Here is a 12,449-nt window from a genome sequence, read left to right as displayed (position 1 = left end):
CGATACGTCATGAACCGCCCTGCTCAGGACCGACACCCGGAGTGCGGACGACGGATCGGTAGGCGTCGAGGGCGGCCGCGAGGGCGTCGTCCTCGGTCGGCAGGTGCTGGGCCCGCTCGACCGCCTTGGAGCGGAGGTCGTCGCGGACCGACCCGTGGAGGACGACGTCGCGCACGGCGCGCGAGAGCGAGACCGGTTCTGCGGCGGGCACGAGCAGGGCCGCGTCGCCGACGACCGCCCCGGTGCCGCCCACGTCGGTGGCGACGATCGCGGCACCGGCGTGCAGCGCCTCCTGGAGGGCGACGGGCTGCCCCTCCCACACGGCGCTCGACACGACGACGTCCGCCGCGGCGAGGAGGTCGGGCACGTCGTCGCGGCGCCCGAGGAGCCGCACGGGGAGCCGTTCGTCGGCGACGCGGGCCTCGAGGGCGTCGTGGAGCGGGCCGTCGCCGGCGACGACGGTGAGCAGGTCGACCTCGGGGTCGTCGCGCAGCTCGCGGTGCGCGTCGAGGAGGAGGTCGAGGCCCTTCTGCGGGGCCAGCCGGGCGACGACGACGCCGAGCGCCGTGCTGGGCGCCACCCCGAGCTCGGAGCGCACGACGTGACGGTCGCGGGACGCCTCGCGGCGGGGCGGGGCCGGGACGACGGCGAGGGCCGTGCGGCGGGCGCCGAGCGCGCGCATCCGCTCGACGAGGTCCGCGGACACCCCGAGGACGAGAGCGCTCCCACGCGCCACGACGCGCTCGAGCCCGGCGTAGACGACCCCGAGGAGGGCGCCCGACGGCGCGGCGTTGTGCAGGGTCGAGACCACGGGCGGGCCGCCGCGCCCGGTGGCGAGGACCGCGAGGGCGGCGACGCGCAGCCCGTGTGCGTGGACGACGTCGGCGCCGGCGGCGAGGGCGGCGAGGGCCCGCACGGCCCGGGCGTCGCGCGCCGGGTGGGGGCGGTCGGTGACGTCGAGCGGCACGACCACGGCCGCCACCTCCGCGAGCCCGAAGCGGTCGAGCACCTCCGGGGGGGCGCAGACGACCACGTGGTGCCCCGCCCGGGTCAGCCACGTCGCCAACCCCCGAACATGTTGTCCCACACCGCCCGCGCTCGTCCCGAGCACGACGAGCACCTTCACGTCGATGAGCCTCCGCGTCGTCGGGTCCGGCCGCGTCGCAGGACCTCCCCCATCATGGCGCGGTCGCCGACGCCGAGCACCACCACCCCCACGAGGAGCCCCACGGCCCCCGCCGCGCCGCCCCAGAGGACGGCCGCCAGGAGCGTGTCCATCGAGCGGCCTCGGGTCACGAGGTCGCCGACGAGGAGTGCCGCGGCCGCGGCGAGCACGAGGACGCCGGCGGTGCGGCCGGCCCCGGCCGTCGCCTCCCGGCCCCACGTGCCGCGCACGAGGAGGGCGAGCCCGGCCGCCGACACCGTCATGCCGAGGGTCGACGAGAGGCCGAGCCAGCGCAGCGTGGCGTCCGGCCCCTGTCCGGCGCCGACGACCACGAGCGGGAGGAGGGCCGCCACGGCCCAGCCGAGCGCCACCGCCATCGCGGCGTCGAGCGGCCGGCCGCGGACGTACAGGGCACGCGTCAGCAGGGCGGTGACCCCGAACCCCACGACACCCGGCGCATAGGCGGTCAGGGCACCGGGCAGGGCGGCCAGGGCAGCCGGACTGGCGCCGTCCGCACCGCGGCGCGCGTCGACGACGGCGAAGAAGGCGCCGACCGCCGGGGCGGTCGCGAGGAGGACGCCGGCCGCGAGCCCGGTGAGGACGAGGACGGCCCGCAGCGACCTGGCCACGGTGGCGGTGGCGTCCTCCCCCGCGCCACTGCGCTCCGCGAGCGCCGGGAAGGCGCTCGTGGCCACGGGCACCGCGAGGACGGCGTACGGGAGGAGGTAGACGGCCTGGGCGTACTGGTAGACGGGGAACGTCCCGCGGTCGCCGGAGTGGTTGGCGAGCCAGATCGTCACGAGGACGGCGCCCTGCTGGGCGGCGAGGGCGAGGACGCCCGCCCCGGCGAGCGCGCCGATCCGCACGGCGTCGTCACGCTCGAGCCGCAACCCCGGACGCCACCGCCACCCGGTCGCCAGCGCGGGGACGACGAGGGGCAGGGAGAGGACCACCACGCCGAGCGTCGTGCCCCACCCGAGGACGCCGATCGCGGTGTCGGAGACCCTGGACGGCGCGGTCTCACCACCGGTGAGGCTGCCGTACCAGAGGTAGGACCCGAGCACGACGACCGACGACACGAGCGGCGCGACGGCTGCGGCGAGGAAGCGCCGGTGGGCCTGGAGCAGCCCGGTGAGGATGATGCCGACCCCGTAGAGCGGCACCTGCACGGCGAAGATCCGCAGCAGGGTCGTGGCGACCTCGTGGGCGCGCGGGTCGAAGTCGGTGATGAGCCACCCGGCGAGGGCCGGGGCCGCCAGCCAGAGCAGGCCGGCGAGGGGCACGAGCACGACCAGCGCCCACGAGAGCAGGACCGACGCGAGCCGGTCGGCCCGCTCGCGCTCCCCCGCCCCCAGCCGGTGCGCGATGAGTGGCACGGCGACGGCGGCGAGGACCCCGCCGGCCGCGACCTCGAACAGGACGTTCGGCAGGGCGTTGACGCTCTGGTAGACCTCACCCACACCGCGGGCGCGCACGGCGTCGGCGAAGACGAGGATGCGCGCGAACCCGGCCGCACGGGCGAGGAGCGTCGTCAGCGCGATGAGCCCGGCGGCTCCCGCGATCCCGGTGGCGACGCGACGGGTGTTCATCGGGCGGGGCGACCCCACGCGTCGAGCTCGCGCAGGACCGGCGTCGACTCGATGACACGCGTGAAGCTGACCTTCTCCGACGCCAGGGTCAAGGCGGTGAGCACGGTGAGCGCGACGAGGCGGCCGCGACGCCCGCTCGCGTCGAGCAGGGCCGTCCCGACGAGGGCGCCGGCAGCGTTGGCGCCGGTGTCACCGAGCATGGCGCGCCCGGCGAGGTCGGGAGCGGCGACGCCGAGGGCCGCGCCGGCGGCCGCTGCCGCCCGCCTGGCGGCCGGGCCCGCGGAACCGGCGGCGAGGGGTGTCGCAGCGAGGACGGTGGCCTTGAGCGCCCGCCCCGGGCGCAGGTCGAGCAGGTTCGCGAGGTTGGCCGCGGCGGCCACCACGGCCCCGCCGACCAGGGTGTCGAGCGCGCCGACGTCGTCGCGCCGGCGGTCGGCGAGCGCGGCGGCCACGAGCCCCGTCGCGCCGATCCCGACGACCTTGACGAAGCCGGTGGTGACCTCGCCCCGGGCGGCAGCACCGAGGTGTCCCCTCAGGCCCTTGCTCGCGCCGTCGCCGGCGAGGTCGTCGAGGGCACCGAAGCCCCCGGCGCCGAGCACCGCCACGACACCGGCCGGGCCGGACGTCATCGCCCCGGCCGCGGCGCCGAGCACGTAGGCGGGACCCTCGAGGAGGGTGACCGGCTCGCCGGTGTGGTTCGTGCGCCGCCACCGCGACGAGCGCACCCGCTCGGTGAGCAGACGGAAGGCACCGGCTGCCGTAGCGGCCGCGACCCCGGCGGCCGCGACCGACCTCAGCCGGCTCACGACGCCGGGAGCGGTGCGTAGGGGGCGTCGGCGCCGCCGGCGAAGCCGAACTGGCCCACGTCGCCGGCCGACTGCTGGACGAGTCCGTGGACCACGCTGGCCTGGCCGAGCGCGGTCCCCGCGTTGTCGACGGTCGAGACGCCGCGGGTGGCCGTCGCGTCGTTGCGCACGGCGACGAGGACCGACGTCCCGGCGGCGGCCGTCGTGGTCTCGGCGGCGACGAGGGCACCCGAGCTGCGGTCGTCGAGGGCGATCGCGAGGTCGACCCAGCGCTCGGCGGCCGTGGCGCGCGCGTCGGGCTCCCCGGAGCCGACGACCCCCGACACGACGACGACGAGGTCGGCGGTCTGGAAGCCCTCGGTGTCGACCTCGACGAGGTCGGCGTCGACGAGCGCCGCGAGCCCCTGCACCGCCGTGGCGGCCGGGACCGGCTCGACGCCGGGCTGCGGCGACGCCGACAGCAGCGCCGCGAGGAGGACGTCGCGCGGGGAGACCGCACCGCTCTCGCTGATGTCGACACCGGTCGCCCGCGCGGCCTCGCCGACGGCGGCGTCGCGCGAGGCTGCGGTGGCCTCGTCGGTCGTCACCCAGGCGTCGGTGACCGACGTCGTCGAGGCGACGGTCGCACCGGCCGCCCGCAGGCTCGCGGCGCTCGACTCCGCGACCGACGCGTCCGACCCCGGCAGGACGACGAGGGCGACCCTGCGGTCGACGAGCACGTCCGACAGCACCTCGGGGTTGGTCTCGCCGATGTAGTCGTCGAGGCCGTCGCGGGCCGCGGTCGACTGCTGGAGCTGGGTGTTCAGCTGCGCCTTGTCCTCGCGCAGCCCGGCCACCTCACGGCTCAGGGTGTCACCGATCTCGCCCTGGAGCGGCCCCGCGCCGAGGACGATGCCGACCGCCAGCGCGAGGAAGATCGAGACGATGGAGACGAGGTGGTAGCGGAAGTCGATCACCCGAACACTCCTTGGATGGACGACCACAGGTCGTCGATGCGGGCGCCGAGCACCTGGAGCAGGGCCCGGCCGCCGTCGGTGGACCACAGGGCGGCGAACAACGCGAGCAGCCCGACGACCAGCATGAGGACGAGGCTCCACATCGAGATGCGGGCCCGGTAGAGCCGGTTGACCCCCTTGGCGTCGACGAGCTTGCCGCCGACCCGCAACCGGGTGAGGAAGGTGCTCGCCATCCCCGAGCGCCCCTTGTCGAGGAACTCGACGAGCGTCACGTGCGTGCCGACCGCGACGATGAGGCTCGCGCCCTTGTCGTCCGCGAGGAGCATCGCGACGTCCTCGCTCGTGCCGGTGGCCGGGAACACGACCGGCTCCACACCGAGCGAGCGGACCCGCTCCAGTCCGGGTGCGCGCCCGTCGCGGTAGGCGTGCACGACGATCTCGGCGCCGCAGCGCAGCGCGTCGTCGGAGACCGAGTCCATGTCGCCGACGATGAGGTGGGGCCGGTGCCGCGCCTGGATGAGGGCGTCGGCGCCGCCGTCGACCCCGATGAGGATCGGCTTGTACTCGCGGATGTAGTGACGGAGGGTCTCGAGGTCCTCCTTGTAGTGGTAGCCGCGCACGACGATGAGGACGTGGCGGCCGTCGAGGTCGGTCGTGATGTCCGGGACGCCGACGCCGTCGAAGAGCAGCTCGCGCTCGCGGCGGAGGTAGTCCATGGTGTTCTCGGCGAAGGCCTCGAGCTGGTCGGACAGGCCCGCGCGCGCCGACGTCATCGCCGCCTGCACGGCCTCGGTGTCCAAGAGCGTGCCCGTCGCGACGGTGCGCCCCTCGCTGACGACCGCGCCGTTCTCGACGACCAGCGGGGTGCCGTCCTTGAGCGCCATGACCTCGGGCCCGGCGTGGTCGACGAGCGGGATGCCGGCGGCGACGAGGATCTCGGGACCGAGGTTCGGGTAGCGGCCCGAGATCGAGGGGGAGGCGTTGACGACGGCGGCTGGACGGCACGCGACGAGCGCCTCCGCGCTGACCCGGTCGATGTCCTCGTGGTCGATGACCGCGACGTCGCCGGGACGCAGGCGCTTGGTGAGGTTCTTGGTCCGCCGGTCCACGCGGGCGGGACCGGTGAGCCCGTCGACGGGGCCGCGGTGTCTACGGGCGGGCAGGCGGATGGACATCTGCACCATCGTGCCACGTCGGCTCAGGGGCGAGCGCGCGCCATCAGGTCGCGGGCGTGCTCGAGGGCCGCGTCGGTGCCGCTGCCCCCCAGCATGCGGGCCAGCTCGGCGACCCGGGCGTCGCCCTCGACCGCGTGGACGCCGCTGCGGGTGACGTGCCCGTCGTCCGAGCGCTCGACGACGAGGTGGCGGTCGGCGTGGGCCGCGACCTGCGCGAGGTGGGTGACGACGACGACCTGAGCGTGCTGCGCGAGGGCGGCGAGCCGGGCGCCGACGTCGAGGGCGGCGCGTCCTCCGACCCCGGCGTCGACCTCGTCGAAGACGAAGGTCGGCACGGCGCTGACGTCGGTGGCGGTCGCGACCTCGATGGCGAGCATGACCCGGCTCAGCTCTCCCCCGCTGGCCGCCCGGGTGACGGTGCGCGGTGGGGTGCCGGGGCCGGACGCGAGGCGGATCTCGACGTCGTCGCGGCCGTCGGCCCCGAAGCGACCCGCGTCGTCGACGGCGACGGTGACGGTGGCCGACCCCATCGCCAGGTGGGTGAGCTCGTCGGTGATCCGGGCCCCGAGGGCGGTGGCCGCCGCGGTGCGCGCCGCGGTGAGGGCGGCGGCGCGGACCTCGCGGTCGGCGGTGAGGGCGAGGACGTGCTCCTCGAGCCCGCCGATGCGGTCGGTGGTCCCCTCGAGCTCGGCGACCCGGAGCGCGGCCTGCTGCCCCCACGCGAGGACGTCGTCGACGGTCGGCCCGTAGAGGCGGGTCAGCTCGGCGAGCGCGGCGCGGCGCTGCTCGACGTGCTCGAGGCGGGCGGGGTCGACGTCGACGTCGGCGAGGTAGGACCCGAGGTCGGCGGCGACGTCGGCCGCGAGGTAGCGCAGCTCGTCGAGTCGGGTGCCGATCTCGGCCAGGGCCGGGTCGCTGCCGCTGACCGCCCCGACACGGGCGGAGGCGCCGGCGAGGGCGTCGAGGACGCCCGGGGCGGCCGCGGCGTCGTCGTCGCCCGCGAGGAGGGCGTGGGCGTCGCCGGCCCCGGCCCGCAGCTCCTCGGCGTGCCCGAGGCGCTCGGACTCGACCCGCAGGTCGGCGTCCTCCCCCGGCCGGGGCTCGAGCGCCTCGATCCGCTCGAGGCCGACGCGCAGGGCGTCGGCCTCACGGGCCCGTTCGGCCGCGGCGCCGCGCAGGTGCTCGAGCTCGCCCTGCGCGGCCGTCAGGGCCGTGTGGACCTCGCGGTACGCGGCGAGCGCGGTGGCGAGGTCGGCACCGCCGAAGGCGTCGACGACCTCGCGGTGCTGGTCGGCCCGTTTTAGGCGCCACTGGTCGGCCTGGCCGTGGACGGCGACGAGGTGCTCGGCGAGCTCGCCGAGCAGCCCCACCGGCGCGGCACGTCCTCCGACGTGGGCGCGGGAACGCCCGTCGGCGGAGACCGAGCGGACGAGGACGAGACCGTCACTCGTGTCGCCCCCGGCATCGGCGGCCCGTTCGAGGGCGGGGTGGGCGTCCGGGAGGTCGAGCACGCCCTCGACGACGGCGCGGTCGGCGCCGGTGCGCACCAGGGCCGAGTCGCCGCGTCCGCCGAGGAGCAGCCCGAGGGCGGTGACGACCATGGTCTTGCCGGCGCCGGTCTCGCCGGTGAGGACGGTGAGCCCGCGGTGGAGCGGCAGGACGGCCTCGTCGATGACCCCGAGGTCGCGGATCCGGATCTCCTCGATCACGGGGCGGGGTCCTCCTCGGCCTGGAGGCGCCGGGCCGCGCCGCGCCAGCCCTGCACGGGCAGCGCGAACTTCTCGACGAGGCGGTCGGTGAAGACTCCGGTGGAGAGCCGGGCCAGGCGCACCGGTTCGGTGCTCCGCTGGACCTCGATGCGCGCACCGGGGGGGAGGTCGACGGCGCGCCGGCCGTCGGCCCAGACGACGCCGCTGCCCGAGGTGCCCGGGACGACCTCGACGACGAGCCGCGAGGTGGGGCCGACGACGACGGGGCGCGAGAACAGGGCGTGGGCGCTGATCGGGACGACGAGGAGGGCCTCGACGTCGGGCCACACGACCGGCCCGCCCGCGGAGAACGCGTACGCGGTGGACCCCGTGGGGGTCGCCATGACGACGCCGTCGCAGCCCCAGGTGGACAGCGGCCGTCCGTCGATCTCGACGGTGAGCTCGAGCATCCGCTCACGCGAGGCCTTCTCGACGGTGACCTCGTTGAGCGCCCACGACTCGAAGACGACGTGCCCGTCCTCGCGGGCGACGACCTCGAGGGTCGTGCGCTCCTCGACGGTGTAGTCCTGCGCGCAGATGCGCTCGACGGTGGCGTCGAGGTCCTCGCGCTCGGCCTCGGCGAGGAAGCCGACGTGGCCGAGGTTGACGCCGAGGACGGGGGCGCTCGTGCCGCGGGACAGCTCGGCACCACGCAGGATCGTGCCGTCTCCGCCGAGGACGACGACGAGCTCGCAGCCCTCGGCAGCGGAGACACAGGGGCCGGTGGCACCGGGGTCGTGCGGGGCGGCGACCACGCCCTCGACGGTCGAGAGGGGGGTGCCGACGAGCTCGTCGGAGGGCGCGACGACGCCGATACCGGCGGCGATCAGCCGGCTCGCCACGCCCGCGGCCAGCTGCTGGGCCTCGGGCCGGCCGACGTGCGTGACGAGGAGGACGCGGCGCTGCGGCGGCGTCGTCGTCATCGGCGGCCTCCCGGGGAGTCGGTCGTGAGGTCGTGCGCGAGGGCGCGGACCTGCTGCCCGCCCATTGTGGCCGACGGCACCGACCGCGCCCACAGGAGGTACTCGGTGTTGCCCGTCGTGCCGTGGATCGGGCTGGTCCGCAGTCCGTGGACGTGCAGGCCCTGCTCCTGGACCGCGTCGAGGACGCCGAGGACCGCGCGCTCCCGGTCCACGACGTCGGTGACGACGCCCTGGTTGTTCAGCCGCCCCCGCCCGACCTCGAACTGCGGCTTGACGAGGACGACGAGGTCTCCCGCGCCCGGCCGCAGCAGCCCCGCGAGGTCGCCGAGGACGAGGGTCAAGGAGATGAAGGACAGGTCGGCGACGACGAGGTCGGCCGGGCCGCCGACGTCCTCGGCGGTCAGGCCCCTGACCGTCGTGCCGCTGCGCTCCTCGACCCGCGGGTCGGCGGCCACCTCGGCGGCGAGCTGGCCGTGCCCGACGTCGACCGCCACGACGTGCGCGGCCCCGGCCGCGAGGAGCACCTGGGTGAACCCCCCGGTCGAGGCGCCGACGTCGACGCAGCGGCGCCCCTCGACCTCCAGCCCCTCCGGCGCCCAGGTCTCGAGCGCGGCCAGGAGCTTGTGCGCCGCCCGCCCCACCCAGCGTGGGCCCTCGGCAGTGACCGCGAGCTCGTCCTCCTCGGCCACCGGATGCGCCGCCTTGGTCACCGGGCGCCCCGCCACCGTGACCGCTCCCCCGGCCACGAGGTCGCGCGCCTCCCCCCGGGAGCGCGCGAGACCGCGGCGGACCAGCTCGGCGTCCAGCCGCGCGATGTCAGCCGCCGAGGTCGGACAGGCGTGACTGGAGGGTGCGTTGCACCGCCTCGCCCGACGCGAGCTGGGCGTCGAGGTCCTCCGGCGGAGCCGCCGCGAGGTCGCCCAGGGCGGCGTCGATGACGAGGTCGCCGGTCTCCGGGGGCGCGGGCACGTCCTCGGCGGTCCCGGCCGAGGTGGCGTCGGGCGCGTCGTCGTCGTGGTGCTGCTCGCTCACGATGAGGTCCCGCCGGCCGAGGTCTTCGCCGCGCTCTTCGTGGCCTTCTTCGCCGGGGCCTTCGTGGCCTTCTTCGCCGGGGCCTTCGTGGCCTTCTTCGCCGTGGCCTTCGTGGCCTTCTTCGCCGGGGCCTTCGTGGCCTTCTTCGCCGTGGCCTTCGTGGCCTTCTTCGCCGTGGCCTTCGTGGGCGTCGTCTTCGCGGCCGTCGTCTTCGTGGTCTTCTTGGCCGGGGCCTTCCGGGCCGGGGTCGTCGACGCGGCCTTCGTCGTCGAAGCCTTTGCGGCGGGGGCCTTCCTGGCCGGCGCCTTCCTGGCCGGCGCCTTCCTGGCCGGGGCCTTCGCAGTCGTCGTGGCCGGGGCCTTGCGCGCGGGGGCGGCTGGACGAGGGGCCACGCGGGCGGGCTCCGGCTCGACCTCGACGACCCTGGCCACCGGGGAGGACGGGCGCCCTGCGGCGGAGCGGGCGAGGTCGTCGACCTGCGCGGCCAGCGCGGCGACGGTGGCCCCGAGGCCCTGGACCTCGCTGACGAGGCGCCCGACGTCCACCCGGCTGATCGCCGACTCGACCTCGCTGCGCACGAGCCGCACCACCTGCTTGCGGTTGGCCTCGGCCGCGACGAGGAGGTCCTCGGCGAGCCTGCCGGCCTGCTTGGCGGCCTTCTTCCCCGAGCCCTCGACCCCGGTGAGGGTGAGCAGCTCCGTGGCCGCCTCCTGGGCGCGGCTGCGGGTCAGCTCGCCGAGCCCGGAGGCGAGCTCGACGAAGCCCTGGATGGATCGCTTGGCCATGGGTCCTCCTCGCTGCGGCGGCCCGGTCGGCCACCTGTGCGAGCCACGCTACCGGTGCGTGACCTGCGCGAGCACGTGCTCGGCCTCGGCCGCGAGGGCGGAGACCTCGGCGGGGTCGGCCGAGCGGTCCCGGGCGTCGTGCACGGCGGCCACGGCTGCCGCGAGGTCGACGAGGCCGGTGCCGGCCGGCCCGGCGGAGGGGTCGACGTGGAGGGCGCGGAGGTCCGGCGCGACCCAGGTGGGCCGGCGGTGCCGCGGGGCCTCGAGGACGGCCTGGAGGTCGTCGACGCCGGTGAGGACGAGCAGCGAGTCGGCCCCCGCGGCCACGGCGCCCTCGATGTCGGTGTCGAGCCGGTCGCCGACGGCGAGCACGCTCGAGACGGCCAGCCCCAGGCGGCGGGCGCAGAGCAGGTACAGGGGCGCCTCCGGCTTCCCGGCGACGAGGTCGGGGCCGCGTCCGACCGCCCGCGCGACCGCGGCGACGAGCGAGCCGTTGCCCGGGGCCACCCCACGGTCCGTGGGCAGCGTCGCGTCGGTGTTCGTCGCGACCCAGAGCGCGCCACCCTGCACGGCGTACGCGGCCTCCGCGAGCTCGCTCGCCGTGACCTCGGCCCCATAGCCCTGCAGGACCGCCACCGGCCGGGCCCGGCCGGAGCGCCGGTCGGCCGGTGTCACCGGGGTGAGCCCCGCGGCGGCCAGGGCCAGGCCGACGCCCACGCCCCCGACGGCCATGACCTCGGCGCCGGGGCCGAGCCGGTCGGCGAGCAGCCACGCCCCGGCCTCCGAGCTCGTCGCGACCCGCTCGGACGTGCAGTCCAGCCCGAGCTCGCGCAGGTGCTCGGCGACGACGGTCGGGGGGCGCGAGGCGTTGTTCGTCGCGTAGAGCACGGGGACGGTCGCCGCGGACAGCGACTCGACGGCCCCCTCGACCGGCGCGGGACCGCGGTAGACCACGCCGTCGAGGTCGCAGACGACCGCTGCGTAGCCGGCGACGAGGGGGCGCCCTCCGGGATGCCGGCTCACCCGTCGGAGCGCGGCTCGTCCGCGGGCGCCGAGGCGCCCGGTGGCGCGAGCCCCAGCTCGGCGAGGTCGATGACGTCGTCGAGCTCGTCGTCGCCGGTGTCGGTCAGCTCGATGCCGTCGAGCTCCTCGAGCCGTTCGACGGCATCGGTCTCGCCGTCCACATCTCCCTCGACGGCCCTGAGGAACCACTCCCGGGCCTCGTCGGGGCGTCCCAGGGCCTCGAGGACGTCGGCGTAGGCGTAGTGGAGCCGGTGGACGCCGGCCTTCGGGCCACGCTTGAGGGCGGGGATCTGGAGGGCGAGGAGGGCGGCGTCGTCCTGGCCGAGGTCGCGCCGCACCCCGGACACGACGATGGCCAGCTCGATGCGGTCCGCCTCGGACAGGCTCGCTGCCTCGGGGCTGGCGGCGAGGTCGAGGGCCCGCCCGTGGCGGCCGAGACCACGCTCGCAGTCGACCATGAGCGGCAGCAGGTGCGAGGACCCGCTGAGGCGGCGCACGGTGCGGAACTCGGTGAGGGCACGGGCGAAGTCGCCGGTCCGGTACGCCACCATGCCGAGCGCCTCACGCGCCGCGGGGACCCGGCCGGCGCGCCGCACGGCCGTCTCGGCGTGCGCCAGGGCGGCGTCGAGCTCGTCGGCCTCGAGCAGGGCGGCGACCATGACGAGGTGCTGCGCGACGCCCTCCGCGTTCTCCTTGGACAGGGTGCGCAGCTGCTGGTGGACCGAGCGGTCGAGCTCCTTCCCGGTCACTCCCTCGGGAATCCTGGGCTCGGGGAGCTTCGGCCCCTTCGGTGCGAGCCGGCTGCCGCCGCGGTCATCGCGCTCCTCGCGGCCCCGACCGCCACGCGCGCGGTCCTCGGACCGCGGCCCGCCGCGCTGGGGCCGGTCATCCCCACCACCTCGTCGGGGGCGGCCACCGGACGAGGGACGGTCACCGCCGCCTCCGCGCGGGCGGTCGCCGGACGGACGGCGGTCCCCGCCCGGTGCCCGCCCGGAGGGTCCGCGGGGAGGACGACCCGAGCCGCCGCTGCCGCGCGAGCCGTCACGGCTGCCGCCCTGACGTCCGTCGTTCTCGGGCACGTCGTGTCTCCTTCGTCTGCCGGCGCCCGCGCGGGCGTCGCGGCTCAGCATACGGATCGCCGCCGCAGCACTGCGCGCGGCGGCCTTCCACGGGAATGCAAAAAGGGGAGGACTGGTGTGGTCCTCCCCTTTTTGGGAATGTTTGTCCGGCTGCGTCCTACTCTCCCA

12 protein-coding genes are annotated in these 12,449 nt (G+C 76.4%); all 12 read right to left on the bottom strand.

The window, feature by feature from the left end; all coding sequences use genetic code 11:
• Nucleotides 1-7 precede the first annotated feature (7 nt).
• Genes ACK8HX_RS16675 through ACK8HX_RS16620 form a run of 12 tightly spaced genes read right to left on the bottom strand, consistent with a single transcriptional unit; the run spans nucleotide 8 to nucleotide 11,951 of the window.
• The gene (locus ACK8HX_RS16675; RefSeq protein WP_411941841.1) at nucleotides 8-1,126 is read right to left on the bottom strand and encodes a glycosyltransferase family 4 protein; all 1,119 of its coding nucleotides are present in this window, start codon (nucleotides 1,124-1,126) and stop codon (nucleotides 8-10) included.
• Nucleotides 1,123-2,754, bottom strand: coding sequence for a murein biosynthesis integral membrane protein MurJ (gene murJ, locus ACK8HX_RS16670; RefSeq protein ID WP_411941840.1), 1,632 nt, complete (start codon nucleotides 2,752-2,754; stop codon nucleotides 1,123-1,125). The genes ACK8HX_RS16675 and murJ overlap by 4 nt, the downstream gene beginning before the upstream one ends.
• A complete protein-coding gene (locus ACK8HX_RS16665) occupies nucleotides 2,751-3,560 on the bottom strand; it encodes a hypothetical protein (RefSeq protein ID WP_411941839.1) in 810 nt (269 codons plus the stop codon). The genes murJ and ACK8HX_RS16665 overlap by 4 nt, the downstream gene beginning before the upstream one ends.
• Complete coding sequence (locus ACK8HX_RS16660; protein ID WP_411941838.1) at nucleotides 3,557-4,516, bottom strand: copper transporter; 960 nt, start codon at nucleotides 4,514-4,516, stop codon at nucleotides 3,557-3,559. Before ACK8HX_RS16660 ends, ACK8HX_RS16665 begins: the two co-directional genes overlap by 4 nt.
• Nucleotides 4,513-5,691 carry a putative cytokinetic ring protein SteA gene (steA, locus tag ACK8HX_RS16655; RefSeq protein WP_411941837.1) on the bottom strand — a complete coding sequence of 393 codons (1,179 nt, stop codon included), beginning with the start codon at nucleotides 5,689-5,691 and terminating at the stop codon, nucleotides 4,513-4,515. Before steA ends, ACK8HX_RS16660 begins: the two co-directional genes overlap by 4 nt.
• A gap of 23 nt (nucleotides 5,692-5,714) precedes the next feature.
• The gene (gene recN, locus ACK8HX_RS16650; protein ID WP_411941836.1) at nucleotides 5,715-7,400 is read right to left on the bottom strand and encodes a DNA repair protein RecN; all 1,686 of its coding nucleotides are present in this window, start codon (nucleotides 7,398-7,400) and stop codon (nucleotides 5,715-5,717) included.
• The gene (locus ACK8HX_RS16645; protein ID WP_411941835.1) at nucleotides 7,397-8,362 is read right to left on the bottom strand and encodes an NAD kinase; all 966 of its coding nucleotides are present in this window, start codon (nucleotides 8,360-8,362) and stop codon (nucleotides 7,397-7,399) included. Before ACK8HX_RS16645 ends, recN begins: the two co-directional genes overlap by 4 nt.
• Nucleotides 8,359-9,168 carry a TlyA family RNA methyltransferase gene (locus tag ACK8HX_RS16640; protein ID WP_411941880.1) on the bottom strand — a complete coding sequence of 270 codons (810 nt, stop codon included), beginning with the start codon at nucleotides 9,166-9,168 and terminating at the stop codon, nucleotides 8,359-8,361. Before ACK8HX_RS16640 ends, ACK8HX_RS16645 begins: the two co-directional genes overlap by 4 nt.
• Before the next feature lie 10 nt (nucleotides 9,169-9,178).
• A complete protein-coding gene (locus tag ACK8HX_RS16635; protein WP_411941834.1) occupies nucleotides 9,179-9,394 on the bottom strand; it encodes a hypothetical protein in 216 nt (71 codons plus the stop codon).
• The gene (locus tag ACK8HX_RS16630) at nucleotides 9,391-10,179 is read right to left on the bottom strand and encodes a hypothetical protein (RefSeq protein ID WP_411941833.1); all 789 of its coding nucleotides are present in this window, start codon (nucleotides 10,177-10,179) and stop codon (nucleotides 9,391-9,393) included. Before ACK8HX_RS16630 ends, ACK8HX_RS16635 begins: the two co-directional genes overlap by 4 nt.
• Before the next feature lie 48 nt (nucleotides 10,180-10,227).
• On the bottom strand, nucleotides 10,228-11,202 hold the full coding sequence (locus ACK8HX_RS16625) for an HAD-IIA family hydrolase (RefSeq protein ID WP_411941832.1): 975 nt from the start codon (nucleotides 11,200-11,202) through the stop codon (nucleotides 10,228-10,230).
• The gene (locus ACK8HX_RS16620; RefSeq protein WP_411941831.1) at nucleotides 11,199-11,951 is read right to left on the bottom strand and encodes a tetratricopeptide repeat protein; all 753 of its coding nucleotides are present in this window, start codon (nucleotides 11,949-11,951) and stop codon (nucleotides 11,199-11,201) included. Before ACK8HX_RS16620 ends, ACK8HX_RS16625 begins: the two co-directional genes overlap by 4 nt.
• Nucleotides 11,952-12,449 lie beyond the last annotated feature (498 nt).

The sequence above is a fragment of the Oryzobacter faecalis genome, assembly GCF_046764005.1.
GTDB lineage: Bacteria > Actinomycetota > Actinomycetes > Actinomycetales > Dermatophilaceae > Oryzobacter > Oryzobacter faecalis.
The sequence above is the reverse complement of the archived record's forward strand: the minus strand, read 5'-3'. Positions and strand labels throughout refer to the sequence as shown.

Bases quoted from the DNA above. Each gene is read 5' to 3' on its own strand.
- murJ (WP_411941840.1), bottom strand. From the start codon at position 2,754: ATGAACACCCGTCGCGTCGCCACCGGGATCGCGGGAGCCGCCGGGCTC.
- steA (WP_411941837.1), bottom strand. From the start codon at position 5,691: ATGTCCATCCGCCTGCCCGCCCGTAGACACCGCGGCCCCGTCGACGGG.
- ACK8HX_RS16645 (WP_411941835.1), bottom strand. From the start codon at position 8,362: ATGACGACGACGCCGCCGCAGCGCCGCGTCCTCCTCGTCACGCACGTC.
- ACK8HX_RS16630 (WP_411941833.1), bottom strand. From the start codon at position 10,179: ATGGCCAAGCGATCCATCCAGGGCTTCGTCGAGCTCGCCTCCGGGCTC.